Origin of the sequence: Haloferax sp. Atlit-48N (genome assembly GCF_003383015.2) — an archaeon.
Classification (GTDB): Archaea; Halobacteriota; Halobacteria; order Halobacteriales; family Haloferacaceae; genus Haloferax; species Haloferax volcanii.
On sequence record NZ_CP137693.1, the window covers coordinates 66,058 to 91,348 of the forward strand.

Below are 25,291 nucleotides of genomic sequence, written 5' to 3' on the forward strand. Positions count from 1 at the left end.
CGACGAACGCGTATCGGAGCGGTCGGTTCACCGACCGCCGCGCTCGCCGTCGAACAGTTCTGCGAAGACCTTCCGCTGGGCCGCCCGGAGGTGTTGGGTGAACGTCGACCGCGAGACGCCGATGGCCTCGGCGACTTCGGCGGCGCTCCGGCGTTTCGGGCGCTCGAAGTAGCCCGTCCGGTACGCGACTTCGAGCGACTCGCGCTGTCGGTCGGTGAGGCCGGCCAGCACGCTCGCGCCGATATCGGACTCGACGGTCCGGTGGCTCCGCGCGGTCATGGTGACGCTGTCGAAGACGGCCGCGAGCGCCTCGACGAACGGGCCGGCCGGTCGCCGCCGGGGGAGGTCGACGACGACGGTCGCCTCGCCGGCGGCCACGACGACGCGGTGGAGGACGCCGCCCGCGTCGGCGACGGCCGTCCCCAGCGAGGGGGCGGCCGTGTCGAACTGCGCCCGGACGACCCCGCCGTCGGCGGTCACGGCACCGGCGGTCACGCCGTCGAGGCTCGAAAGCACGTCCGTCACCGCGGCCTCGGACGCGCCGCGAACCGTCACGAAGTAGCGCTCGCTGTCGCCGCGTGGCAACACCGTGTGGACGACGAGTTCCGCGTCGCGGCCGAGCGCGTCCACGACCGCCAGAACCCCCGCGTCGGCGTCGCGGACGCGGAGGCTGACGCGGACGACCTCGTCGGCCACGAGCGCCTCGCGGCTCTCGGCGGTGCTGAGGGCGTAGCCGAGCGTCTCCGCCAACTCTTCGAGTCGCCGTCGCTCCCGGTCGTCGTCGGCACCGCGGCGGTAGACGCCGAGAACGCCGTAGTCGACGCCGCCGTACCGAAGCGGGACGGCGACCGCGGTTTCGATACCGTCCGCGCCGGCGGCCGCCGTCCACCCGGCGTCGGGGGCGGTCGCCGGCGCGTCGGACTCGCGTCCGTCGACGCCTTCGACGCCGCGGACGACCGTCGTGCCCTCGCGGAAGGCGGTCAGGCTCGGTTCGGTCGAGTCGCGCCGGGCCGCCGCGTCGGCGTCGAGAACGCCTGCTGTGCGCAGGTACGGCTCGTCGCCGACGACCGCGAGCGGGTCGAGCCCGCCGCCCGCGGTCCGCTCGCCCACCCACGCGACGACGGCGTCGGGGTCGCTCCCGATGTACCGACAGAACGACTCCGCGACCTCCACGCGCGAGGACTGCCGGACGAGAATCTCCCGAATCGCCTCCTTCGTGTCGCGTTCGCGTTCGAGTCGGCGCTGGTGGTGGACCTGCGCCGTGATATCCCGGAGGACGCCGATGGACCCCGGCAGCCCGTCGTCGACGACGTAGTCGACATCGAGGATGCAGTGGCGCGTCTCGCCGGCGCGGTCGCGGATGCGAATGTCGAGCGACCGCGGGGCCGACAGGTCGAGCGCGTCGCGGACGCGGGCCCGGTCGTCGGGGTGGACGACCGTCTCGACGATGTCGCCGTCTGTGAGCGCCGCGCGGTCGTAGCCGGTGAGCGTCGTCGCCGCCTCGTTGACGAAGACGACGCCGCCGTCGCGGGCGACGAAGATGGCGTCGCGGACGTTCTCGACGAGCGTCCGGTAGCGCGCCTCGCTCTCGGCAAGCGCGCGCTCGGTCCGGTGCTTGTCGACGGCCGTTCGGACGCGCGTGGCGAGCGCCGCGGCGCTGTCTCCGACGCTCGTCTTGACGATGTAGTCGTTCGCGCCGGCCGACAGCGCGCTGCTGGCGAGTCCCTCGTTGCCAGCGCCGGTAAAGAGGAGAAACGGGATGTCCGGTCGGTGCTCGCGGACCTCGGAAAGCAGCTCGATGCCCGTCCGACCGGGCATGTAGTAGTCGCTGACGACGCACTCCACGTCGTCGGTGAGGCGGTCGAGCGCGCCCTCTGGACTGTTGGCCTCCCGAACGTCGAAGTCGGGGGCCTCCTCGCGGAGTCGCTGCACGACGAGCGCCAGCCAGTCGCGGTTATCGTCGACGAGGAGGACCGTGACGGGGTCCGCACTCGTCTCGTCTGTCGTCTCGGTCACGGCGGTTCGGCCGTCCGTGGCACATCGACCGGGATAAGCTGTTCGGGTAACGGGTCCGGGCGGCGGCCCGAGAAACATGGAATGCTCGTTTGGTTTGCGCCGACAGCGACGGGAATAATCGCTCGCAAACAGACACCTCTAAATACCAGAGCGGGCACAGAACACGCACCGATGGACGCGAGCAGCGGTCGGGCCCGGTGAGAGATGGACTGGCAGTACACCGTTTTGGTCCTTCCGACCCTCTTTGCGATGAGTACCGCGGTCCTACTCGGGGCGTACAGCCTCCGGCACATGCAGGCCCACGGGCAGTCGTCCGAGCTCGTTACCTTCTTCGCCGTGAACGTCGGACTCGCCCTCTGGACCGGGTTTGCGGCGCTCAAACTCCTGCAGACCGACCCGGCGCTGAAGCTGCTTTTCTACCGGTTTCTCTACTTCGGCGTCGCGCCGCTCGGCGCGCTCGCGTTCCTCTTTACGCTCCTCCACACCGACCGGGTCAGCCGAATCACGCCCGGACTGGTCGCGGCGGTCATGACCGTGCCGGCCGTCTTTCTGGCGGTCCTGTTTGCGAATCCGAACGGCCTCGCCATCGAGGCGACGCGCCTCGTCGAGACGAACGGTCTCGTCGTCCTGCGGGTCGACGTCGGTCTCGGTCACGTCGTGTTGCAGTTGCTCTACAACGCGGTGCTCTCCGTGCTGGCTATCGTGCTCATCCTCTACGAAGCGGCCCGACTGGGTCGAACGTACATCCCGCAGGCGGTGTTGGTGAGCGTCGGTCTCGCCGCCCCGTTCGTCTTCGTCGCGTGCAGTTCGCTCGGAATCCCGCCGTTCAACAGCGACGGCGTGAACCTCGTTCCGACCTCGGCCGCAGTCACCTCCGCGGCCATCGGCATCGCGCTCTTTCGCTACCGGTTTCTCGACTTGCCGCCCATCGCCTACACGACCGCGATGGAGGAGTCGCCCGACGGCGTGTTCGTCCTCGACGCGGACAAGCGAATCGTCCACGTCAACACCCGCGGTGCGGCGCTCTTAGAGCGCTTCGGCGCGGCCGTCGGCGACCCGGTCACCGCGGTCTCGCCGGACCTCGACCTGACGACGGAACAAAACGACAGCATCGAAACCACCCGAGAGGGCGGCGAAGCGGTGTATCTCAGCGCCCGCTCCCAGCGACTCGAACGGGGCGACCAGACCGTCGGGTGGGTCATCGTCCTCCGCGACGTGACCGAGTTACACCGCCAGAAACAGACGATTCTCTCCCAAAACGAGAAGCTCACGCTCCTCAATCAGATCGTCCGCCACGACATCCGAAACGACATGGCCGTCATCCTCGGCAACGCGCAACTGGTCGAGGAGTCGGTCGACGACGAGGCGCTGCGCGAGCGCCTCGACACGATAATCAGGAACGGCGAGCACGCCACCGAACTCACGGTGAACGTCCGGAACCTCATGGCGACGATGCTCGACGACGAGGAGACGAATCGCCCGACGACGCTCGCCGGACCGCTCTGGGCGGAAGCGAGCGCGGTCCGCGACGGAACCGCCGACGCGTCGGTCTCGCTCCCCGACGAGCCGTCGACCGTGACCGTCGTCGCCGACGACATGCTGGGGACCGTCTTCCGCAACCTCCTCACGAACGCGGTGCGGCACAACGACACCGACCGGGCCGAAATCGACGTGTCGGTCGAGGTCCGCGACGACGACGCGCTCGTCCGCATCGCCGACAACGGACCGGGCATCCCCGACGACCGAAAAGAGGTGGTGTTCGGCCGCGGCGAAAAGGGGCTCGAAAGCCCCGGAACCGGCCTCGGCCTCTACCTCGTCGACACCATCGTCAGCGGCTACGGCGGCGACGTGTGGGTCGAGGACAACGAGCCCCGCGGCGCGGTCTTCGTCGTCCGCCTGCGGAAGGCCTGAGAGCGGGACGACCGCGCTCCCAAACACTCAAAAAGTCAGCACGTCGATAGGAAGGCGATGCCCTCCACCGTTCTGCCCGCCGGCGTCAGCCGGTGGCGAGTGGCCGTGCTCGCGGCCGTCGCCGCCGTCTTCGTCGGTCTGGCGACGCTCATCGACGGGCCGGTCGACCCGGTGCTCGCCGCCATGGGTCTGCTCACGCTCGTCTACATGGCCGCCGGCGCGGTCGATACCGTCCGTGAACACCCCGCCTTCCCGCTCGCTTCCGCGGTGTACACGACGTTCCTGTTCGCCGGCGGATACGTCAGCGGCGCGCTGTCGAATCTCCTGTGGGCCGTTCTCGCGGTTCTTTCGGCATTCGGCATCGTGGTCGAGGCGTACAACTACCGGCACGGAACGAGCTATCTCCGGCTGGATTTCGAATGACGGGACCGAGCGAGACCGCCGTTTCAGGGGCGATAGCCGCCACGTCGGTCTTTGTGGGACTTGCCGTTGCCTTCGGTGGCCCGCAGGGCAACCTCGCAGCCGGCGTCGGCTGGACCGCTGCGACGGGCATGGTGCTCCTGCATCTCCGCGGGAAAGTCCGCGACGCTCGGAGCGACGAACCGCCAGAACCGGGACCGCTCCTGCGTCTGGCCGAAATCGACTACGACCCGCGGTACGACCGCTATCTCGGTGTCCTCCTGTTCGCCCTCGGTATCGCGGCGTTCGCGGCGCTCCTCGTCGTCGATACGTCCGGTTGGAACGCGTTGTTCCTCGTCGGCGTCGGGAACTGCTGTCTGATTGCCGCGCTCGGGGCGGTCGCGCTCTCCGATAGATAGTGCGAAAATCGGAAGGACCACGTCGCAGTCCGCTGGTTTTCGAGGCGTCGGCCAAAAAGACTACTTAGGGAGCTGGCGATTTCCACATGTCCGCACGACGCTGTCTGGTCGGCGGACAGGTGACATATCTGCACAGACAGGCGGCCCATCCCGTGCCAACGGTACTCCGACCCTGCCCCCTCGGACTGCCGCCCGATGGTCCGCCCCTACATTTCTACCCGGTCATCGTCGTTCAGCGAGCGACCGGTCTGCGACTCGTCAGCGACTCAGTCGCGGCCCGGAGCCGCGGCCCCGGCGAGACCGGCCACGCGGGACCCGAGTTCGTCGTAGACGCGGACGACCGTACCGCGGAGCGACTCCGTCGCGAGGACGGCGAAGCCGGTGAAGATAGTCGCGAAGCCGACGACGGTGAGCGTCGAAATCGACTCGCCGAGGAGCACCGTCCCCCCGAGCGTCGCGACGATGGGCACGGCGTAGAAGACGAGGTTGCCGCGAATCGGCCCCACGTCGTCGAGGAAGCCGAAGTAGGTGAGGTAGGCCACCGCGCCGGCGAAGACGCCGACGTAGGCGAGCGCGACGAGCGCCGTCGGAGACCACGTAGCCGCGGCGAGCGACTCGCCGGAAGCGACGCTCATGCCGTGGGTGAGCGCCGCGCTGACGGGGAGCGCCCACGCCGTGCGGACGGTGCTCGAAAGCGACGTGTCGGCCCAGCGGATGAGCACGGTCCCGAGCGCGCCGCTGACCGCGCCGAGGAAGACGACGCCCTTCCAGAGCGCCTCGCCGTCGAGCAGGTTCGCGGGGTCGACGCCGACGACGAGGCCGACGCCGAGCAGGCCGATGAGCATCCCGAGCGCGCCCCGGGTGGAGAGGCGCTCATCCGCGAGAAGCGCCATGGCGAACACGGGCGTCAGAATCGGGTTGAGGCTGAAGATAATCGACCCGACGCCGCTGGAGACGTGCTCCTGCCCCACGAACAGGAGGGCGTTGGCGAGGCCGATGACGAACACGCCGGTGGCGAGGATGCCGACCACGTCGCGGACCGACCGCGGGAGCAGTTCGGCGCGGGAGCGGGTGGCGACGACGTAGCCGACGAGCAGCACCGCCGCGATGTCGAACCGGAGCGCGACGAACAAAAGCGGCGGCAGGTAGTCGAGGCCCGCCTTCGCGGCGACGAACGTCCCGCCGAAGAAGAACGCCGTCAGCACGAACAGGACGAGCCGCCGGCGCGTCGCCGTCACCGACCCACACCTCCGAGCGAGAGACCGAACGCAGAGTGAAGTGAACGCATCTTGGATACACGTACGACTCCCCCACGTATAGTTTGATTCAGAAATCAATTCACGGCAAGAAAAGTCCGCGGCGGTCGAGCATGATTCATGGTGTGAAATAATTTCGAGACGCGAAAAGGGTTTAATGGAGCGCGCACAACGTCGCCGCATGGAGTCGGCATTAGACGAAATCGAGTTCCTCGCGCTCTCGCAGAACCGCGTCGACGCGCTCAGATACCTCGCCGAGCGGCCGCACTCCAGACGCGAACTCGTCGAGCGAACCGGGGCGTCGCAGCCGACGATGGGGCGGATTCTCAGCGACTTCGAAGACCGGTCGTGGCTCGTCCGCGAGGACGGCGCGTACCGGGCGACGGTGACGGGCGAACTCGTCTCGCGGGGCTTCGACGACCTCGTCGACATCCTCGACACCGACGCCAAGCTCCGGCCGGTCGTCGAGTGGCTCCCGACCGACGCCATCACGTTCGACCTCGAACACCTGACCGAGGCGACGATTACCACGCCGAGTCAGGTCCGGCCGAACGCGCCTGTCAAGCGCGCCGTGACCCTTCTGAGCGAGGCCGAGGACGTGCGAATCTTCTCGTACGCCTTCAACGAACAGAACCTCGACATCGTCAGGGAGCGGACCGCCGCCGGCGACCAGCGGTTCGAGGGCGTCTTCTCGTCGGACGCCATCGACGCGCTCGCCCACGACTCCCAACTGCGCGAACAGCTCCGCGACCTCCTCGACGCCGACGCGGCCGCCGTCCGCATCACCGACGAGCCGATTCCGATGGCGGCGACCATCGCAGACTCGACGGTCCACCTGTTCCTCCGCGACGACAGCGGCATCCTCCAAGCCTCTATCGACGTGACCGAACCGGAGGTGCTCACGTGGGCCGACGAGCTGTTCGAGCGCTACTGGGAGGCGGCGGAGCCACTCGACCTCGACCGACTCTGAAAGCGGGTATCACGACCGACCGCGTCGTCGCCCCGTCAACCGACTCACGAGACATATCGGCGGCCTGCGAGATGCCAGCAGATGCCCTCGTCCCACCCGTCAGTCGAGTTCGTCGAACGAGTCGACCTCGTCCCAGCAGGAACACGGCAGGTCGTCCAGAGAGGTGACTTCGTCCGGGAGGCTGGTGATGGGAATCCCGGACCCGGCCTCGTCGCAGTCCTGTTGATGAACGCTGAAGTCGTCGCTGGACATCGTGTACATGGTCAGCACGCCCTGTTCGCCGGCTTCATTGAAACAAGTTGTGAGTGTGGCAGCCGAGCGCGGGGCGTCAGAGAACCCGGAAGACGCGAACCGTGTCGCGCTTGCCCGGTTCGCAGAGCAGTTGGGCGAGGCCGAGGTCCGAGAACTCGTCTTTCCAGTTGCGGTGATACAGCGGGAAGTCGTCGTTGACGTAGCTCACCTCGGAGCCGGCGCGCCCGCGCGTCGGGCCGTTGCCCTCGTTTTCGGCGGTTATCACGAGGTCCGAGGAGACGCGGGCGATTTCCTCGAACACCCACGTGTCGTCGGGGTGGACGTGCTGGAGCGTCTCGACGGAGTAGATAACGTCGAACTTGTCGTCGGGGAAGTCGGGGAGCAGGTCCTCGATTGCGCCGGTGAGGAACGTGCCGGTATCGACGAGTTCGGGGAAGTACTCGGCCATCACCTCGAAGGAGTCGTCGTTGATGTCGATGCCGGTGATGTCCTCGTAGCCGCGGTCGTGGAGGTGCGCGAGGTGGCGACCGGAGCTACATCCGAGTTCGAGAATCGACGCGTCCTCCGCCGCGTAGTGCTCGAACACGGTCGCGAGCGTCTCGCTGACCTCGTTCGGGCCGATTTGGGCGTAGTACTCCGGCGAGAAGTCGCCGGAACGCTCGGCCCATCCGCGGTGGTTGTCGTCTGCGTCCATACCCCGAGTAGCGAGCGGGCGGGTAAATGTTCCGCGGAGTGTGCGCCACCGGGACGGAACGCGATTGGGGTCCGAAAAGTCGGTGACTGCACGTCGGTCGAGTGCGCTGGAGGGCGCAGGGAGCGTGCTGGAGGGCACAGGGGGAGCGTGCTGGAGGGCACGTCGAGGAGGTGTGCGTCAAGGGGACCGAACGTGAAGGGTGCGTCAGGGGGGATTCGGCTGTCCCGCGAAGGGACAGGGAGCGAGTGTGTCGTGGGGGGCTGGAGGGGTGAGCGCCGCCGCGGGCACGAGCAGTCGGGTGTACCAGTCGAGCGTGCCGTGCCTCGCTCGCGGCGCGTGCGCCAGCGGGTCGTCGACCGCGGTCGTTACGCCGAGTCGTCGGTCGTCGTCTCGTTCTCGGTCGTTTCGTCGTCGGTCGTCGTCTCGTTCTCGGTCGTTTCGTCGTCGGTCGTCGTCTCGTTCTCGGTCGTTTCGTCGTCGGTCGTCGTCTCGTCTTCCGTCATCTCGTCGTCGGTCGTTCCGTCGTCGGTCGTCGATTCGTCTTCCGTCGTTTCTTCCTCGGTTGTCTCTATCGTCGTCGTCTCGTCTTCTGTCGTCGCTATCGTCGTCTCGTCCTCGGTCGTCGTCCCGACACCACCGGTCTCGGCTGTCGTCTCGGTACCGCCGACCGCGGGTTCGCCGTCCGTGCCGTTCGTACCGTTCACGGGACCACCACCACCGCCCGTGTCCGTACAGCCGGCGAGTGCGACGGTCGCTACCGCGACGCCGACACCGAACTGCCGTCGAGTGAGCGTTTCGCGCATCGCAGTCAGCAGTCTCGCTCGGCGGATGATAATGGGGGAGAGTCGTCCCGACCGTTCTCCCCCTGAACAACCGTTTCGAGCGACTGTTTCGACCGTTTCAGTCGGATTAACGGAACGTTCGCCAGCCAACCGAGGGCCGACGAGGGCGGCCCAGTACGGCGATTGTCTCGTCGCTGCGGAGCGACCCGGCGAGAGACGACGGCGAGCGGTCGCGGACGGCGACGAACGACATCGAGAAGCGATAGACCCGCCTGTGAACCCCGGTGGCGACTGTCGATACCGACGACCCGGACCGGGAGAAAATACAGTATATGAAAACATTCAGACCGAATTGACTGTCCGAATAGTTGTAAAAATGTTCAATAAACAGATAAACAAAACATTATACACTAGCAGAGTCGACAGATAAAGAACAAACACATGCCAGTCAAACGCGTCTCGGGGGTCGGATGGACGCTCGTCGCGGCGTTACTCGTCGTCGCGGTCGCCGTCTCGCCGGTCGTCGTCGCCGCGGATGGCGTCGAAGTGCGTGCGGTCGACCACGGCGGCCCGGGCGTCGTCGCGACCGAGAACGGCCGGCCGTACGTCGCCTCGTGGCAACCCTCGACGGTTTCGGTGACCGTCGCGGGAGACGGCAACGACACCGAGGTCTGCTTGCAGACCGACCGCGACGACGGCTCGACGATGCTGTTGGGGTGCGAACCGCTCGGAAGCGAGGGGGCGAACGCGACCGGTGAACGGCGCGTCGGCTTCGAGTTCGCAACGTGGCCGGCGAACGCGACCGGCGACCGCACCGTGACAGCGGTCGTCAGACCCGGGGACGGCGGCGAGCCGGTCGCGCAGGCGAGTCGCGGTGTCACGGTGCTCGCGCCGGCCGGCGACGCCGACGGCGACAACCTCGGCAACCGGGACGAACTCGGCCGCGGCACGGACGTGCTCGTCGCCGACACCGACACCGACGGCGTACCCGACGGCGCGGAGGTCAACCGCTACGAGACCGACCCGACGAGCACGGACACCGACGGCGACGACCTCAGCGACGGCGTCGAAATCAACGAGCAGGGGAGCAACCCGACCGAGACCGACACCGACGGCGACGGCCTCGACGACGGCGCTGAGGTGACGACCCAGGGCACGGACCCGACGACCGCCGACACCGACGGCGACGGCCTCGACGACGGCGCGGAGGTCAACCGCTACGAAACCAACCCGACAGTCACCGACACCGACGGCGACGGCCGCGGCGACGGTGCTGAGGTCGAAGCGGGGACTGACCCGAACGCCGCGCCGGGGGCGGTCGTCGGGTCGCTGGAACTCGGCGGCGAGGGCTGGCTGCTCGTCCTCGCGGTCGCGGCCATCGCGGTCGCCCTGCTCGTCGTCGGCGTGCGAGTCCGCGACAGCGACGCGCGAGCGAGGCTGTCCGACGTTCGCGCCCGCGCGGCCGACCACGTCGACGGCCGAGGCGACGGAGCGTCGGCGGACGCGGTCCAGACTGGCGGAGGCGGCGGTGCGGCGCGTGCGCAGTCGGCCGCCAACAATTCCCCCGCCGACGGCTCCCCCGCCGCCGAGGAACTCCTCGACGACGAGACGCGCGTCCTCAGGCTCCTCGACGACAACGGCGGCCAACTCCGGCAGTCGAAAGTCGTCGAGGGAACGGAGTGGTCGAAATCGAAGGTGAGTCGCGTCCTCTCGCGGATGGCCGACGAGGGAACCGTCGCGAAGATAAATCTCGGCCGAGAGAACCTCATCGCCCGCCCGGAGAGCGTTCCCGAACACGCCCGGTCGCCGTTCGACGAGTCCTGAGCGGGCGACGCGGCGACCGGGACGACCCGACCCGCGAGTTGGAATCCCGAACCGCGGACGGAGTTGGAACATACCAACCAAGAATATAGGCCTCGGGGAACTAGGGAAGACTCATGCGAGAATTCGTCTTCACCGTCGAGTACGAGCGGGGTGCCGACGAGGTGATGGACCTGTTCATCGAGAACCCGGATTTACACTCCAAGACCATGGCGATACACGCCACGAGCGAGTCGATGTGGCGACTCGACCGCCTCACCGGGCCGACGGAGGCGCTCGAAGCGTTCGACGAGGTCATCGAGCAGGCCACCCGGTGCAACGGCGTCCTCGGGATGTGCGGCGCGCCGGTCGTCGAGTGGGAGTACGAGGTGCTGTCGGAGACGCCCAACGGGCGCATCGTCTACTCCTGCCGCGAGGAGGGCGACGGGATTCAGTCGATTCCCCACGTCGCCGCGAAGCACATCGGCGACGGCCTCCTGATGCAGGCCGAACGCCGGGGGGCACAGAACCAGTGGCGACTGCTCATCTCCGACGACGACACGGTAAGCGAGATTTACGAGGAGGTCAAAGACAGCCTCAGCGACGGCCTCTCGCTGAGCGTCCAGCGCATCAGCGAACCCGAGTGCTGGCTCGAAGAGAGCGTCTCCGCCGACGGCCTCCCGCCGGAACAGCAGGCCGCGCTCGAAGCCGCCGTCGAGTTCGGCTACTACGAGACGCCGCGCCAGCACACCGTCCAAGAAATCTCGGAGGAACTCGACATCCCGAACTCGACGCTCCAGTACCGCCTGACCCGCGCCGAGGCGTGGCTGGCCCGGCAGTTCGTCACCGGCACGCTCGGCACCGAAGTCGAAGACCGCGTCGACCCCGAACAGCTCGAAGCGAGCGCCTGACCGGCGACTCCCGGGCCGGACGCTCGACGAGAGGCGGCCGCAGAACGGTTGGAACATTCCAACCACACCCTGATACGCCGCGGACGCGTACGTAGATGCGTGGGAAAGGACACTTTCAGCGACATCACCGGCCTGCCGGACGACCTCGGAATCGGCGACGACCTCGCGCGGGCGGACCAGCGCGCGTCGATTCGCGTCGACACCCGACGGTACGGCAAGCCCGTGACGGTGGTCGACGGTCTCGACCTCCCGGCCGACGAACTGGACGCCCTCGCGTCGACGTTGAAGCGACGGCTCGCGGTCGGCGGGACCGTGACCGACGGGCGCATCGAACTGCAGGGCGAACACGGCGAGCGCCTCGAAGCCGCGCTCCGCGACGAGGGCTTCGGCGTCGAGCGCTGAGCGTGTTGTCGTGATTCGATAGCTCTCGCGGCCGAAAAGGGCGGATGACTGACGCGGCAACCGACGTGCGAGCGGTCGATGTCTCCCGGTCGCGTATTCCGGGAACGAACACAGTTGGTATATTCCAAACGAGAGCCCATTACCCTGGGTCCGGAATACAGAGGTACTCAATGGACACGAAACACGTCGACTGGCGTTCGATGCGAGACGAGTCGGCACCGGCGGCGGGACCCGAGGCCCGACAGTCCGGCGACGAGCGCGACGAGGGCGAGGCCGAGACCGAATCGGCCGAGGCGGCGGTCGCGGAGCGGACCGACCTCGTCTACGACGAGCAGCACGGCGAGTGGGTCGACCCCGAGACGGGCGAAATCCTCCGCGAGGACGAAATCGACCGCGGCCCCGAGTGGCGCGCGTTCGACGCCGCGGAGCGCGACCAGAAATCCCGCGTCGGATCGCCGACGACGACGATGATGCACGACAAGGGGCTGTCGACTAACATCGGCTGGCAGAACAAAGACGCCTACGGCAACTCCCTGTCGACGGGACAGCGCCAGAAGATGCAGCGCCTCCGGACGTGGAACGAGCGGTTCCGCACCCGCGACTCCAAAGAGCGCAACCTCAAGCAGGCGCTCGGCGAGGTCGAGCGGATGGGCTCGGCGCTCGGGCTTCCGGACACCGTCCGCGAGACCGCCTCGGTCATCTACCGCCGCGCGCTCGACGACGACCTGCTGCCCGGCCGCTCCATCGAGGGCGTCGCCACCGCCGCAATCTACGCCGCCGCTCGGCAGGCCGGCGTCCCGCGCTCCCTCGACGAGGTGCGGCGCGTCTCCCGCGTCGACAAGATGGAACTCACCCGGACGTACCGCTACGTCTCCCGCGAACTGGGGCTGGACATGAAGCCGGCCGACCCGGCGCAGTACCTCCCGCGGTTCGTCTCCGAACTCGACGTGAGCGACGACGTGGAGCGCCGCGCTCGGTCGCTCCTCGACAACGCGAAGCGGCAGGGCATCCACAGCGGCAAGAGCCCCGTCGGGCTCGCGGCGGCGGCCATCTACGCCGGCGCGCTCCTCGCCGACGAGGAACTGACGCAGTCCGAGGTGAGCGACGTGACCGACATCAGCGAAGTGACCATCAGAAACCGCTACCGCGAACTCCTCGAAGCGACCCAGAAATCGGGCGAAAGGGCCGTCGGGTCGACCGCCTAAGCGGACGTTTCGAGCGCGAGAAGACGCTTCTTTCTTCGATTCGCGTCGTTTTCAGACGCCCCGTTCGGACTGTTCGACCCGTTCGACCCATTCAGACTGTGCGGGTTCGGCCGCGGGCGACGCGACGCCGTTCTCACGCCGTCAGCGGTTGCACGAACACGACGACGACGCGCGAGTCGAACTGCCGCGACCCGGCAGCGCGTCGCGGACGCGGTCAGCGAGTGCGCCCGCGGTTTCGCGGACTCTCCCCTCGGCGCTCGATTCGGCGCGTCGTTCCCGGTAGTCGAAGTAGAGCGCCGTCGGCAGGAGAAGCGAGGCGTACACGCCGCTGATAGCGACGGCAATCTGCATCGGATGGTCTGCGGGGATGACCGCCCAGCCGACCGCGATAATCGCCCACAGCGCGATTCCCTGCCGGATAGTCGGACACCATCGGTTCGTGCGCGCCGACCGCGACTGCACGTCGGCGGCGTCCATGTCGGCGTCATCGCCCGATTCGGACGCCGGGCGGTCCGTTCGATGGGACTCGGCTCGCGCATCGTCGGATAGCGTAGAGGCGTGACGGAACGTTCGTTCGGACATAGAATGGTATCGGCGGCTACGGTTCCGAGCCTAATGTGGTCTCGTTTGGAATATACCAACCACGAGGGCAGAGCCGGCGTTCGGACCCGCGGGTCAGACGCTCGCGCCGTCCACCGGTTCCGCGAACGCGACGGTCTGTTTCACGTCGGTGACTTCGACCTCGACGCGGTCGCCGGGTTCCGTGCCGGGGACGATGATGACGAAGCCGCGTTCGACCTTCGCGATGCCGTCGCCTTGGTCACCGAGCGTGTCGATGATGACGGACCGAACGTCGCCCTCCGCGACGGGCGGTTGTCGCGGCTGAGAGTGCGCTTCGCGGGGTCCAGACGCGGTGTCGGCGGCGGATTCCCGAGCGGGGTCCGAATCGATGTCGCGGTCGTCAGCGGTCGTCGTCGCCGTCGTCTCCGTCGTCGTCGCCGCCGCCGATTCGACAGCGGCCTCGGTCGCCGACGCGGCGTGCGGACTCGAAAGCAGCGCGACGCGGTACAGTTCCTCCGTCGAAATCGACCCGTTTTCGACGAGTTCGGTCGGAATCGACACCACGTAACGGTCGCCGTCTCGCTCGACCGACGTCTCGAAAAGGAGCCGAAGAGAATCTGAGATATCAGTCACTACCGCTACTTCGACTCAAACAAAATAAAAGGTGGTGAAAGTGACTACCGTTCCGGTCGCCGAGACACGATAGAATCCCCGGAAATCCGATTCGACCCGACCGGAATCGTTCCCGAAGACACATGTCAAACCAATGCTAACTATCGGGCATGGCACGCGACACACTCGTTTCGTGGCAGACGTTCGCGCTGTTCGTCCTGTTTCCGCCGGCGGCGCTCGTCGCCCTCGTGTTCTTTCCCCTGACGCTGCTCGTCTTCGGGTGGCTGTACTACCGCGGCAAGTACGAGTCGATACAGGAGTCCGACGACGAGCAGACGGCCGTGGAACCGAGCGACGCCGCTCGGTGAGTGACGCATCCGCGGGCGCGAACGTGGCCGGGCGGCCCCCGAGGGGTCGGCCGTCCCACACACGGGCGAGCATTTCTCGTCGGGAAGACGGATGTCGACGAGACAACGGATTTTTGAGTTCGTCAACTGAGTAGTTGAGTATGGTTTACGAGACTGGGAACCCGACTGTCGACGACGCGGTGCGGCGGGTGCTCGACGGCGACGAACTCGACCGGACCGACGGGATAGCGCTCATCGCGCAGCCGGTCGAGCCCCTCGCGGCGGGTGCCGACTACGTCCGCTCCGTCCGCTCCGACGGGACCGTCGACGCCTGTTCCATCGTCAACGCGAAGGCCGGCGACTGCGCCGAGGACTGCGGCTTCTGCGCGCAGTCGGCGCACTTCGACACCGGCATCGAGACGCACGGCTTTCTCGGGCCGGAAGCGGTGTTAGACGCCGCGCGGCGCGCCGAACGCGACGGCGCACAGCGGTTCGGCATCGTCGTCGCCGAGAAGGGCGTCTCGAAGGAGCGCCGACCCGACGAGTGGGCGGAGGTGCTGGCGGCGATTCGACTCGTCCGCGACGAGACGAGCGTCGAAATCGACGCCTCGCTCGGCCTGCTCACCGAGGAGGAGGCGCGAATCCTCTCTGCGGAGGGCGTGAACCACTACAACCACAACATCGAGACCTCGCCGCGGTACTTCGACGAAGTGGTCGGAACCCACGACTTCGAGGACCGACTCGTGACGCTCCGGCGGGCGAAAGACGCCGGGATGGACCTCTGTGCCGGCGTCATCCTCGGGATGGGCGAGACGCCGGCGGACCGGGTCGACGCCGCTCTCGAACTCCAGAAAATCGGCATCGAGTCGCTCCCGGTGAACGTGCTCAACCCCGTCCCCGGCACGCCGCTCGGCGACGCCGACCACGCCGACATCACGACGACGGAACTCGTCAAGACCGTCGCAGTCTACCGACTGCTCCACCCCGACGCGCGCGTCCGTTTGACCGGCGGGCGGGAAGTGAATCTCGCGCCCGACGAGCAACACCTGCCGTTCGAGGCCGGCGCGGACGGCGTCCTCACCGGCGACTACCTGACGACCGACGGCCAGTCGCCGGCGGCCGACATCGAGGTCGTCGAGCGGGCGGGCCTCGAACCGAACCGCGCGGTCAACGACTTCGACGTGGACGCCGTCAAGCGCCGAGAAGCGAGAGACGGCTGAGGGACTGACGAACCGCCGAGCCGTCGAACCCTGAACCGCCCAATCGACGAACCGCCGAACCACCGAACCGCCGAACCGCCGCCCGAGACGCGCCACATCACCCGAGCGCGCTGTGCCGGGACATGAGCGAGATGACCTGCCGGTGGAGCGCCTGATTGGACGCGACGACGGTGTCGCCGGTCACGTCGTCTATCGCCTCGACGTGCGTCACCTCGCCGCCGGCCTCGCGGACGAGAAGCGGGCCGGTCCGCGCGTCCCACATATCGAGGTTCTGCTCGAAGTACACGTCGAAGCGGCCGGCGGCGACGAGCGCCAACTCCGCGGCGGCCGACCCCATCCGGCGAACGCCTCGCGTCGACTCGCAGAGCGCTTCGAGGTACGCGCCGTCGCCGTTCGCTCGGGCCAGCGAGTCGAACCCGGTCACGACGAGCGCCTCAGACAGCTCGGCGGCGTTCGAAACCGAGAGTTCCCGCCCGTTGACGAACGCGCCTTCGCCCTCGATTGCGACGTACAACTGGTCCGCCGGGACGTAGTTGACGACGCCGACGTCGGGCCGCGTCGCACCCTCGTACATGATAGAGACGGAGAAGTGCGGCACGCCGTTGTGGAAGTTGACCGTGCCGTCGAGCGGGTCGACGACCCAGCGCGGCTTCGGGCGGAACTCCGGGGAACCCTCCTCGGAGACGACGTTGTCGTCCGGGAAGGCGGCGGCTATCACGTCGGTGATTCGCGCTTCGGCGGCTTCGTCCGCCGGGCGGTCGCGGAACCGCTCGCGCGAACTCGACTCGAACCGGGCCCGTAACTCGTCGCCGGCGACCTCGGCCGCCCGAATCGCGGTCCACAGGTAGCGGTCGTTCACCATGCACCGACGTGGCCGGGGCTCGTATATTGTGACTGCTATGTTGTCTCAATAGTAATCTGTTCAGTACGTTGCTATCATAGTACGGTTGATAAGTCGTTGTCGATGACGTATCGTATGCTCACTATCGGGCATCGAGGCTGTGCGGGCCAGTATCCAGAGAACACGATTCCCGCAATCGAGGGGTCCGCGCCCCACGTCGACCTCGTCGAGGTGGACGTGATGCGCTGTGGCTCCGGGGAGCTGGTGGCGTTTCACGACGACGACCTGTCGCGGCTGACGACGGCCGCGGGTCGACTCGACGAAACCGCCGTCGACGACCTCACGGCGCTTCGCGTCGACGGCTCGGAGGCGACGATTCCGCGGTTCGACCAGGTGGTCGAGGCGTGGCCCGCGGGCACCGGCATGAATCTCGACACCCGCGACCCGGGCCTCGTCGAAGACGCCTTAGCGGCCGTCGAGGGACTCGACGAGCGGGTCGTCTTCTCGTCGCCGTCGCGCGAAGCGGTCGATATCGCGCTGGAGACGCCGACGCCGGCCGAGGTCGGCTACTCGTTCCGCGACGACGCGTCCGCGGAGTTGACGTGGGCGGCAGAACGAGGCTGTGAGTTCGTCCACGTCGAACACGGCCTGTGTACCTCCTCGGACCTCGTGGAGCGCGCGCACGACGCCGGCCTGCTCGTCGACGCGTGGACCGTCGACGACGAAGCGACCGCGACGACCCTCCGGTCGCTCGGCGTGGACGCCCTCACCGTCGACCGATGGGATGTCGTCGCCCCGGAGGCGTGCTCGTGAACCCGACTCGACGCCCGAGGCCGTCGACCACCTTTTTATACCCCAATCAGAGCGGTACGAGCCACACCAGAGAACAACATATGTCTAATTATACTCCAAATAATAGGAAAATTTAAATTATATGTTCGGATATGTCCCAGTACATGCCTGAAAATGGCCCTATCGGCGAGCGAGCCGAAACGACGAACCGAGCTATCGGACGCACAACCAGTCGGCGCGGATTCCTCGCGACGGCGGGGGCCGTCGGCGTCGCGGGACTCGCGGGCTGTTCCGGCGGCGGGGGCGACTCACCGACCGGGACCGAGGGCGGAAGCGGGAGCACCGAACAGTCGGGAACGACGGCCGGGACATCCGGCGCGCAGGACGTGACCGTCTCGTTTTGGCACATCTTCGGCGGCGAACTCGGCCAGACGCTGGGAGACATGGCCGCCGAGTTCTCACAGCAGAACGACGGAATCACCATCGAGGCGGTCAACAACGGCGGCTACCGGCAGAACCTCAACCAGTCGTTGCAGGCGTCGCGGGCCGGCGACCCGCCGGGTATCGTCCAGATATTCGAGGTCGGGACGCGACTCGCGCTCGACAGCGGCTCGTTCACGCCGGTCGAGGAGATTCTGCCGGAAGAGGAAATCGACTTCGACGACTTCCTGCCGTCAGTCTTGAACTACTACCGCATGGACGGGACGCTGAACTCGATGCCGTTCAACTCCTCGAACACCATCATGCTCTACAACAAGACCGCGTTCGAGCAGGCGGGCCTCGACCCCGAAACCCCGCCGCGGAGCCTCGCGGAGGTCCGGCAGGCCGCACAGACCATCGTCGACCAGACCGACATGGAGAGCGGTATCAGCTGGCCGAACCACACCTGGATGCAGGTCGAACAGCAGTTCGCCAAACAGGACCAAGTGCTCGTGAACCAAGAGAACGGCCGCGACGGTCGACCCGACCAGACGTTCTTCAACTCCGAGGCGGGCCGCAGCGTCTACTCCTGGTGGAAGGGGATGGCCCAAGACGGCCTCTATCTCAACCCCGGAATCGAGGCGTGGGGCGAAGCGCGACAGGCGTTCCTCACCCAGAAGGTGCCGATGCTGTGGGACTCCACGTCGAACATCGTCTCGATGCAGTCCGGCGCGAAGGAGAACGGCTTCGAACTCGGCTCCGGCTACCTGCCGACGCCCGACGGCGCGAACACCGGCGTCGTCATCGGCGGGGGGTCGCTGTGGGTGCCCGACGCCCTCTCCGACGAGAAAAAGCAGGCCGCGGGAGAGTTCATCGCCTACGTCACCCAGACCGAGCAGCAGGCGCGCTGGCACCGCAACAGCGGCTACTTCCCGGTCCGACAGAGCTCCATCGACCAGCTCACGGACGACGGCTGGTTCGAGAACAACCCCAACTTCAGCACGGCGTTCGACCAGCTACAAGACACCGAAGACACGCCCGCGACTCGCGGCGCGGTGATGGGCGTGTTCCCCAAGACCCGGTCGATTAACGAGGAGATATCGGTCAGCATCATCAACGACCAACTCGGCGTCGAGGAGGGACTGTCGCGGATGGACACGCAGGTCGGCGAGGCGCTCGCCGGGTACAACGGCAACTACGACGGGAGCCAGTAGGCTCCCTCGACACGTCAGTCACATGTCTACTGCCACAAAACCGTACGATTCGACGCTTCAGGCGGCGCTGTTGTTGCTCCCGACAGCTGCGGTACTCGTCGCGTTTCTGTACTACCCCGCGCTCGAAACGTTCCGCCTCAGTCTCTACGAGACGCTGTTTCTCGGACAGCGACAGACGTGGACCGGGCTCGGGAATTTCGTCACCCTGCTCACGTCGGGCACCTACCAGTACAGCTTCTTCATCACGGTCGCGTTCGCGGCGGTCGTCGTCTTCGGGACGCTCGGCGTCTCGCTGCTGATCGGCTACCTGATATTCTCCGTCGACGTTCGGTCGTCCGTCTATCTCGTCGCCGCGATTTGGCCGTACGCGCTCCCGCCGGCGGTCGCCGCGATTCTCCTGAACTTCATTCTCCACCCGAATCTCGGCATCTTCACCCACTACCTCGAACTCCTGACGCCGCTCACCTTGGACTGGTTCAACGACGGCCCGCAGGCGTTCGCCATCCTCGCGGTCGTCGCCGTCTGGAAACAGCTCGGCTACAACATCATCTTCATCGTCGCCGCGCTGAACAACATCCCCGAGATACTGACGGAGAACGCACGCATCGACGGCGTCGGTCGGTTCAGGATGCTGTACAAGGTGTACGTGCCGATGATTGCGCCGACGATGACGTTCCTCGTCGTCATGAACACGATATACGCGTTCTTCTCGACGTTCCCGCTCGTCGACCTGATGACGAGCGGCGGGCCGAGCGACGCAACGAACTTCCTGATATTCAAGCTCTACCGCGACGCCTTCCAGTTCAACAGCCTCGGGCTGGCGTCCGCGCAGTCCGTGATTCTGTTCGTCGTCGTGTCGGTTCTGATGTACATCCAGCTTCGGTTCGCGTCGGGCTACGGGCGGTACGGAGGATAACGAGATGGCCACAGAGACAGACACCACGACGTTCGACGCGGGAAGACTCGCGCACCGACTGCCGGACGACGCGCTGCTGCACGGCGGCATCGTCTTCGCAATCCTCCTGATGGCGTCGCCGCTGCTGCTCGCGATTATCATGAGCACGCAGTCGACGACGGAGGTGTATCAGGTGACGAACCTCGGCCTCGGGTCGAGGGGGCTATCGAACTACTCGGACGCGCTCGTGAACTACGAGTTCAGCACGTACATGCTGAACTCGTTCGTGATGAGCGTCGTCGTCGTCGTCGGGAAGGTCACGCTCTCGCTGTTCGCGGCGCTCGCGCTCGTCTACTACCGCTTCCCGTACGAGCGGGCGGTGTTCATGTTCATCCTGCTGACGCTGTTGTTGCCGGTGCCGGTTCGAATCGTCCCGCTGTTCCAGCTGATGGCCGACCTCGGCTGGACGAACTCCCTGTTGGCGTTGACCGGACCCTACATCGCGAGCGCGACGGCCGTATTCCTCTTTCGCCAGCAGTTCACGGGGATTCCGGCCTCGCTCGTCGAGGTCGCGCGCCTCGACGGCGTCGGCCCGCTCACCTTCCTGTTCAGGGTGCTCGTCCCGATGTCGAGAGGGATGATTGCCGGGGTGTGCGTTATCACGTTCATCTACACGTGGAACCAGTTCCTCTGGCCGCTGGTCGTCGTGACCGACAAGAGCAGTCAGGTCGTCCAAGTGGGGATTCGGTACCTCCAGGGCTCCGCGCAGGCGGGGCTGACGCAGTGGGGGCTCATCATGGCCGGCGCGGTCCTCGCGTTGCTCCCGCCGCTCGTCGTGCTCGTCGTGCTGCACCGACCGCTCCTGCGAACGCTCACCATCCAACAGAAATAGCGAACTCACCATGTCAGACATCACGATTCAGAACTTACGGAAGACGTACGACGACGTGCGCGCCGTGAAGGGTATCGACCTCGAAATCGAAGACGGCGAGTTCCTCGTCGTCGTCGGCCCCTCGGGGTGCGGCAAATCGACGACGCTCCGGATGCTCGCCGGCCTCGAATCGGTGACGGACGGCTCCATCGCCATCGGCGACCGCGTCGTCAACGAGGTGCCGCCGAAGGACCGAAGCATCGCGATGGTGTTTCAGAACTACGCGCTGTACCCGCACATGACGGCGGCGGAGAACATGAAGTTCGGCATGAAATCGGCCAGCGAGTTCTCCGCCGACGAAATCGAACGGCGCGTGGAAGACGCCACCGAGACGCTCGGTATCGCACACCTCCGCGACCGGAAGCCGAAGGAACTCTCGGGCGGGGAGCGACAGCGGGTCGCCATCGGCCGGGCGCTCGTCCGCGAACCGGACGTGTTCCTGATGGACGAGCCGCTGTCCAACCTCGACGCGAAGCTCCGGGTGCAGATGCGCGCCGAACTGCTCAAACTCCACCGCGACCTCGATACGACGACCGTCTACGTCACCCACGACCAGACGGAGGCGATGACGCTCGGCGACAGGGTCGCGGTGCTCGAAGACGGGAGGCTCCAGCAGGTCGCACCGCCCCAAGAGCTGTACGACTACCCGACGAACCAGTTCGTCGCCGGCTTCGTCGGCGAGCCCGCGATGAACTTCGTTCCCGTGGCGGTCCGCCGGCAGAGGAGCGAACTCGTCGCCGAAGCGCCGGGCCTCTCGCTCACGCTCCCTGCGGGCTCCGGGCTGGACGACGTGGACGACGACGGCCTCACGCTCGGCGTCAGACCCGAAGACGTGTCTCTCGTCTCGAACACCGCCGGGGCGTCGGAGTCGTTCACCGCCGAGGTGACGGTCACCGAACCGCTCGGCGAACTCCTGCTTCTGCACTGTCGCCTCGGCGACGAGGAGATTCGGGTCAAAGTCGAGCCGCGAAGCCGAATCACGGCCGGAGACACCGTCGAACTCGCCGTCGATACGGACCGCCTGCACCTGTTCGATGCGGACGGCGACGCCGTCTACCACTCGTCGGTTCCCGAGCGGGCGACCGAGAGCGTCGTAGCCGACTGACGAGGCAGGCGGCGAGGCGAGCGGCGAAGCGAACGCAGGGCGCGTCGCTACCGCCCGTCGAACGCCTCGGGCGACAGGTCGAGTCCCGCGCGCTCCTCGTCGGTGAGTTCTTCGAGGACGCTCGTGCCGGACCCCGGTTTCGAGTCCCACGACCAGTCCTCGTGAAGGCGGAGGCGGCCGTCTTCCAGTCGCTCGATGCGGTCCGTCGAGTGGCCGGTCGCAGTCGTCCCGTCGTCGGTGACGTGAGAGTACCGGAAGTCGAGCGTGTCGCCGCGGTGGCGGCCGACGAGGTGGCCCAGCCTGACGGTTCCGCCGCGGTACGTCGCGTGAATCAGGTCGCCGGACTGGTCGAACCAGAAGTGGGTGTCGCCGCCGACGTCGCCGCTCTCGGCGTTGGCGACCGATTTGAAGACGCGCCCGTCGAGGGACGGCGCGTGAGATTCGGACATAGTCCGTGTGCGAGGCGGACCGTTATGAGTGGTCCGCCGAGAACTGCGAGCGGCCGACTTCCCCCGGTCGACCGCCCGTCGCGGCCCCTGCACCACCACTACCACCAGCGGTCAGTAGCTACTCCGATCTCCCGAACCGGAGTCAGAGCCGTTTTTGACCGCGTCAGTCGCCTTTTCGATGCCTTTCTTGGCTTTCTCCTCGCTCACCTTCGTCCGCTTTCCGACCTGTTTGGCGACTTCGTCTTCGTGGCCCTCTACCAGTCCGAGCAGCCGTCGAAGCTTGCTCATCACGCCCATGGCGTCGGCAGTAGCGACTCCTCAGAGGAAAAGGTGGTGGCCCCGAACCGCGGAATCGACACCCGAGAGAGACGGCGGCCGGCTTCGGGGAGACGGTGAATCAACAGTCGAAAGAACGGCATATCTATAAATTCAATATATGATAAACTACTGAGAGGTGTGCGAGCAGTCAATCGTCTTTCTCTACGGTAGGAGAGGAGTGAACGGGTCGGTCGATACGGCCCGTTCGAAGGAACCAACAGACGAAAAAAAAGGAACTAGACGCAGTCTTCAGGCCCGCGAGGGTCGAGCCTTCGATACGTGCCGTTCGGAGCGACTCTCGCGTCGTCAGCACGAACGACGGCCTCGCGTGATGTTCGAGTCGGTAGCGGCAGTACGGTCGCTTTCGTCGGGTACAGTGATTGAGCGTCGGTTGTACTCTGGTAGCAAGGTCTCGAAACCGGCGAGTATCCGACGGCGGGTTCCGAGACGAGTGGGTCCATCGTCCAGTCCCGAAATTGAATGGAATGTGGTATTTTTTCGATACTCCCGAATTTCTGTTAGTTCGTTCTGGCGTTCTTGTCGGGGCGACGAGCCATGGTCCCGATCGGCGTCTCAGCTTCCCCGGTAGGTCGTGTAGCTCCCCGGCGACAGCAACAGGGGAACGTGATAGTGCTCGCTGGCGTCGTCGACGACGAACCGGACCGGAACCGTCTCCAAGAACGACGATTCCGTGGGGCCGTCGCGGTAGTACGGGCCGACTTCGAACAGGAGTTGGTAGGTTCCGGTCTCCATCGCGTCGCCCGACAAAAGCGGCTCGTCGACCCGTCCGTCGTCGTTGGTCGTGCCGCGGCCGACCGTCTCCGCCTCGCCGGACGAATCCAGTTTTTGAAGCGTCACGTCGACGCCGGCCGCCGGTCCCTCGCTGCTGGTGTCGAGGACGTGCGTGGTTACTCCTTCGCTCATCTTACTGCTCGTCGAGGTCGCCGCGGTCCATCGAGAACTGCTGGAAGCCGGTCGGCGCGGGCGGCTCCCGCAGGACGCTGGCGTCGCCGTCGAGGTCGTCGCGGACGCTGAGCCAGGTGCGGTTGTTCGCCTCGAACCGAACGGACGCGAGCTGCGGATAGCGTTCGAGGACGCGCAGGCCGATTTGGTAGATGAGGTCCTGAATCGAGTTCGAGTCGACCTCGTCGAAGACGACGTGGGCGATGTCGCGGACCTGCTCGGACGGCACGTACTGTTCTGGGTCCTCCCCGAGCGCGTCTTCGGGGTCGTCGTAGCTCCAGAAGATATCGAGCGAGATGTAGAGCGTTCGGTCCTCGCGCTCCGGGAGCGTCGTGTACTCGTCTTGGACGTAGCCGGTGAACGAACTCCCCTTGACCTTGACCAGTTCGAGGCCGGTGACGCCGCTCGTCTGGTCGGTGATGACGGGTGTGCCGTCGTCTCGCGTCAGCGAGATGGAGCCGTAGCCGGACTCGTTGTCGGAGACGCGGAAGACGAGGTCGCTCGCCTCGTACCCGTCGCCGTCGTCCTCTGGGACGGGCAGTTCGTCGAATCGAATCTCGTCGGCCGACACCTCGACGGCGCTCATCTGCGAGTAGGTGTCCAAGAACCCCGACCCGACGAACTCCAAGAAGCCTTCGAGGGTGGCCCCGTCGTACTCGCCGGCGTGGTGGAGGATGAAGTTCTTCATCGAGTCCGTCGCCACGACCTTCGTGTTGTCGCCCTCGCTGAACGACGGCAGGAACTCCTCGCCTTCGACCTGCACGCGAACGTCGAGGCCGAACAGCACGTTGTCCCGCCCGTCGAACGACGACTCCGGAATCGTGCGAACGCCCTCCAGCGGGGTCGCGTACGTCCGGTAGACGGCGACGTTCTCCTTCCCGTAGTTCATCGTCCGCTGTTCGCCGCTGTCCGGGGCGTCACCGTCCACCGGTGACTGTTGCGCTGTCATAATTCGTCTAAGAACGGTGCATCGTTAAACAAAAATCTTTGCGTTCGCGTGACATACGCGACTCGTTTCGGCTTTGATTCAGACAGACAGTCGATTCCTATTCTGACGAGAATCGCTCCGCCAACCGGAGTTCCGCAATCGTGTGGACCTCGTCCAGCGCGGTCCGAAACTCCGTCGACTCCGAGTGGTCGACCCGGCGTTCCATCGCCGCGGCAATCGCGTCGGGGTTCTCGTCTTTCACCGCCATGACGAACGGGAAGCCGAACCGCTCGCGGTACGTCTCGTTCAGTCGTTGGAACGTCTCGTACTGGCTCCGCGAGAGCGAGTCCAGCCCGGCCGACGCCTGTTCCGCCTCCGAGGCGTCGGTCATCTCGGTCCGCTCTCCGAGGTCGGGGTGCGCCCGGAGCAACTGGAGTTGCTTCTCGCGTGAGGCGTCCTCGACGGCGCGCTTCATGGCCGACCGAAGTTCGTCCACGGACGAAAACGGCCGCGACGACCGCGCCCGCTCAGCGACCCACGGCGAGTGTTCGTATATCTCCCCGAGCGCGTCCACGAACGAGTCGTCGTCGAGGCGGTTCACCTGCTGGAGCGTGAGTTCGTGCATCGTTGTTTGGCGTGCGTGACCTCGACACTTCAACCTACTCGTGAACCTCCCTC

At 66.4% G+C, this 25,291-nt stretch carries 28 protein-coding genes; 15 read left to right on the top strand and 13 right to left on the bottom strand.

The window, feature by feature from the left end:
* Positions 1-27: 27 nt before the first annotated feature.
* A complete protein-coding gene (locus DEQ67_RS18185) occupies positions 28-2,016 on the bottom strand; it encodes a helix-turn-helix domain-containing protein (protein WP_115891538.1) in 1,989 nt (662 codons plus the stop codon).
* A gap of 204 nt (positions 2,017-2,220) precedes the next feature.
* Between DEQ67_RS18185 and DEQ67_RS18190 the strand changes: the two genes are divergently transcribed.
* From DEQ67_RS18190 to DEQ67_RS18200, 3 genes are read left to right on the top strand one after another with little or no spacing between them, the layout of a single operon-like run.
* Complete coding sequence (locus DEQ67_RS18190; protein ID WP_115861349.1) at positions 2,221-3,927, top strand: histidine kinase N-terminal 7TM domain-containing protein; 1,707 nt, start codon at positions 2,221-2,223, stop codon at positions 3,925-3,927.
* Between the two features lie 57 nt (positions 3,928-3,984).
* Positions 3,985-4,350 (top strand): phosphatidate cytidylyltransferase, encoded by a 366-nt coding sequence (locus DEQ67_RS18195; RefSeq protein WP_115891537.1) that lies wholly within the window; start codon positions 3,985-3,987, stop codon positions 4,348-4,350.
* Positions 4,347-4,745, top strand: coding sequence for a hypothetical protein (locus tag DEQ67_RS18200; protein ID WP_115891536.1), 399 nt, complete (start codon positions 4,347-4,349; stop codon positions 4,743-4,745). The genes DEQ67_RS18195 and DEQ67_RS18200 overlap by 4 nt, the downstream gene beginning before the upstream one ends.
* A gap of 266 nt (positions 4,746-5,011) precedes the next feature.
* Here DEQ67_RS18200 and DEQ67_RS18205 read toward each other — a convergent pair whose 3' ends face one another.
* The gene (locus DEQ67_RS18205; RefSeq protein WP_115803662.1) at positions 5,012-5,983 is read right to left on the bottom strand and encodes a DMT family transporter; all 972 of its coding nucleotides are present in this window, start codon (positions 5,981-5,983) and stop codon (positions 5,012-5,014) included.
* 199 nt (positions 5,984-6,182) lie between these two features.
* Here DEQ67_RS18205 and DEQ67_RS18210 point away from each other — a divergent pair, with 199 nt between their 5' ends.
* Positions 6,183-6,971: a helix-turn-helix transcriptional regulator gene (locus tag DEQ67_RS18210; RefSeq protein WP_115803661.1), complete on the top strand. Its 789-nt coding sequence runs from the start codon at positions 6,183-6,185 to the stop codon at positions 6,969-6,971.
* A gap of 99 nt (positions 6,972-7,070) precedes the next feature.
* On the opposite strand, the gene DEQ67_RS18215 is transcribed toward DEQ67_RS18210, so the two are convergent.
* The 3 genes from DEQ67_RS18215 to DEQ67_RS18225 all read right to left on the bottom strand — a co-directional run bounded on the left by DEQ67_RS18215 (position 7,071) and on the right by DEQ67_RS18225 (position 8,720).
* A complete protein-coding gene (locus DEQ67_RS18215) occupies positions 7,071-7,232 on the bottom strand; it encodes a hypothetical protein (RefSeq protein ID WP_004041260.1) in 162 nt (53 codons plus the stop codon).
* Between the two features lie 67 nt (positions 7,233-7,299).
* Complete coding sequence (locus DEQ67_RS18220) at positions 7,300-7,917, bottom strand: class I SAM-dependent methyltransferase (RefSeq protein ID WP_004061895.1); 618 nt, start codon at positions 7,915-7,917, stop codon at positions 7,300-7,302.
* Positions 7,918-8,282: 365 nt separating this feature from the next.
* The gene (locus tag DEQ67_RS18225; RefSeq protein ID WP_115891535.1) at positions 8,283-8,720 is read right to left on the bottom strand and encodes a hypothetical protein; all 438 of its coding nucleotides are present in this window, start codon (positions 8,718-8,720) and stop codon (positions 8,283-8,285) included.
* Positions 8,721-9,140: 420 nt separating this feature from the next.
* On the opposite strand from DEQ67_RS18225, the gene DEQ67_RS18230 reads away from it, so the two are divergent.
* The 4 genes from DEQ67_RS18230 to DEQ67_RS18245 all read left to right on the top strand — a co-directional run bounded on the left by DEQ67_RS18230 (position 9,141) and on the right by DEQ67_RS18245 (position 13,017).
* The gene (locus DEQ67_RS18230; RefSeq protein WP_115891534.1) at positions 9,141-10,523 is read left to right on the top strand and encodes a helix-turn-helix transcriptional regulator; all 1,383 of its coding nucleotides are present in this window, start codon (positions 9,141-9,143) and stop codon (positions 10,521-10,523) included.
* A gap of 113 nt (positions 10,524-10,636) precedes the next feature.
* Positions 10,637-11,410, top strand: a complete 774-nt coding sequence (locus DEQ67_RS18235) for a helix-turn-helix domain-containing protein (protein ID WP_004041256.1) — start codon at positions 10,637-10,639, stop codon at positions 11,408-11,410.
* Positions 11,411-11,509: 99 nt separating this feature from the next.
* Positions 11,510-11,812: a stress response translation initiation inhibitor YciH gene (yciH, locus tag DEQ67_RS18240; protein ID WP_004041255.1), complete on the top strand. Its 303-nt coding sequence runs from the start codon at positions 11,510-11,512 to the stop codon at positions 11,810-11,812.
* A gap of 170 nt (positions 11,813-11,982) precedes the next feature.
* Entirely contained in the window at positions 11,983-13,017 is a 1,035-nt protein-coding gene (locus DEQ67_RS18245) for a transcription initiation factor IIB (protein WP_004041254.1), read from the top strand.
* Positions 13,018-13,158: 141 nt separating this feature from the next.
* On the opposite strand, the gene DEQ67_RS18250 is transcribed toward DEQ67_RS18245, so the two are convergent.
* A complete protein-coding gene (locus DEQ67_RS18250) occupies positions 13,159-13,599 on the bottom strand; it encodes a hypothetical protein (protein WP_049896016.1) in 441 nt (146 codons plus the stop codon).
* Between the two features lie 93 nt (positions 13,600-13,692).
* Positions 13,693-14,211 (bottom strand): TRAM domain-containing protein, encoded by a 519-nt coding sequence (locus DEQ67_RS18255; RefSeq protein ID WP_004041252.1) that lies wholly within the window; start codon positions 14,209-14,211, stop codon positions 13,693-13,695.
* Positions 14,212-14,360: 149 nt separating this feature from the next.
* Between DEQ67_RS18255 and DEQ67_RS18260 the strand changes: the two genes are divergently transcribed.
* Entirely contained in the window at positions 14,361-14,558 is a 198-nt protein-coding gene (locus DEQ67_RS18260) for a hypothetical protein (protein ID WP_004041251.1), read from the top strand.
* A 140-nt stretch (positions 14,559-14,698) separates the two neighbouring features.
* Complete coding sequence (gene bioB, locus DEQ67_RS18265) at positions 14,699-15,757, top strand: biotin synthase BioB (protein ID WP_115861359.1); 1,059 nt, start codon at positions 14,699-14,701, stop codon at positions 15,755-15,757.
* Positions 15,758-15,854: 97 nt separating this feature from the next.
* On the opposite strand, the gene DEQ67_RS18270 is transcribed toward bioB, so the two are convergent.
* Complete coding sequence (locus DEQ67_RS18270; RefSeq protein WP_008610349.1) at positions 15,855-16,619, bottom strand: inositol monophosphatase family protein; 765 nt, start codon at positions 16,617-16,619, stop codon at positions 15,855-15,857.
* A gap of 114 nt (positions 16,620-16,733) precedes the next feature.
* Here DEQ67_RS18270 and DEQ67_RS18275 point away from each other — a divergent pair, with 114 nt between their 5' ends.
* The 5 genes from DEQ67_RS18275 (at position 16,734) to DEQ67_RS18295 (ending at position 21,955) form a co-directional block, all read left to right on the top strand.
* On the top strand, positions 16,734-17,411 hold the full coding sequence (locus DEQ67_RS18275; protein WP_115803656.1) for a glycerophosphodiester phosphodiesterase: 678 nt from the start codon (positions 16,734-16,736) through the stop codon (positions 17,409-17,411).
* Positions 17,412-17,542: 131 nt separating this feature from the next.
* On the top strand, positions 17,543-19,024 hold the full coding sequence (locus DEQ67_RS18280) for an ABC transporter substrate-binding protein (protein WP_115891533.1): 1,482 nt from the start codon (positions 17,543-17,545) through the stop codon (positions 19,022-19,024).
* Positions 19,025-19,046: 22 nt separating this feature from the next.
* On the top strand, positions 19,047-19,940 hold the full coding sequence (locus tag DEQ67_RS18285; RefSeq protein ID WP_004041246.1) for a carbohydrate ABC transporter permease: 894 nt from the start codon (positions 19,047-19,049) through the stop codon (positions 19,938-19,940).
* Positions 19,941-19,944: 4 nt separating this feature from the next.
* Entirely contained in the window at positions 19,945-20,811 is an 867-nt protein-coding gene (locus tag DEQ67_RS18290) for a carbohydrate ABC transporter permease (protein ID WP_115861363.1), read from the top strand.
* Positions 20,812-20,821: 10 nt separating this feature from the next.
* Positions 20,822-21,955: an ABC transporter ATP-binding protein gene (locus DEQ67_RS18295; RefSeq protein ID WP_004041244.1), complete on the top strand. Its 1,134-nt coding sequence runs from the start codon at positions 20,822-20,824 to the stop codon at positions 21,953-21,955.
* A 47-nt stretch (positions 21,956-22,002) separates the two neighbouring features.
* On the opposite strand, the gene DEQ67_RS18300 is transcribed toward DEQ67_RS18295, so the two are convergent.
* The 5 genes from DEQ67_RS18300 to uraD all read right to left on the bottom strand — a co-directional run bounded on the left by DEQ67_RS18300 (position 22,003) and on the right by uraD (position 25,238).
* A complete protein-coding gene (locus DEQ67_RS18300; RefSeq protein WP_004061875.1) occupies positions 22,003-22,404 on the bottom strand; it encodes a hypothetical protein in 402 nt (133 codons plus the stop codon).
* A 111-nt stretch (positions 22,405-22,515) separates the two neighbouring features.
* Positions 22,516-22,701: a hypothetical protein gene (locus DEQ67_RS18305; RefSeq protein ID WP_004041242.1), complete on the bottom strand. Its 186-nt coding sequence runs from the start codon at positions 22,699-22,701 to the stop codon at positions 22,516-22,518.
* 594 nt (positions 22,702-23,295) lie between these two features.
* Entirely contained in the window at positions 23,296-23,646 is a 351-nt protein-coding gene (uraH, locus tag DEQ67_RS18310) for a hydroxyisourate hydrolase (protein WP_004061872.1), read from the bottom strand.
* Position 23,647: 1 nt separating this feature from the next.
* Entirely contained in the window at positions 23,648-24,634 is a 987-nt protein-coding gene (pucL, locus tag DEQ67_RS18315; protein WP_115861369.1) for a factor-independent urate hydroxylase, read from the bottom strand.
* A 97-nt stretch (positions 24,635-24,731) separates the two neighbouring features.
* Positions 24,732-25,238: a 2-oxo-4-hydroxy-4-carboxy-5-ureidoimidazoline decarboxylase gene (gene uraD / locus DEQ67_RS18320; protein WP_115803653.1), complete on the bottom strand. Its 507-nt coding sequence runs from the start codon at positions 25,236-25,238 to the stop codon at positions 24,732-24,734.
* Positions 25,239-25,291 lie beyond the last annotated feature (53 nt).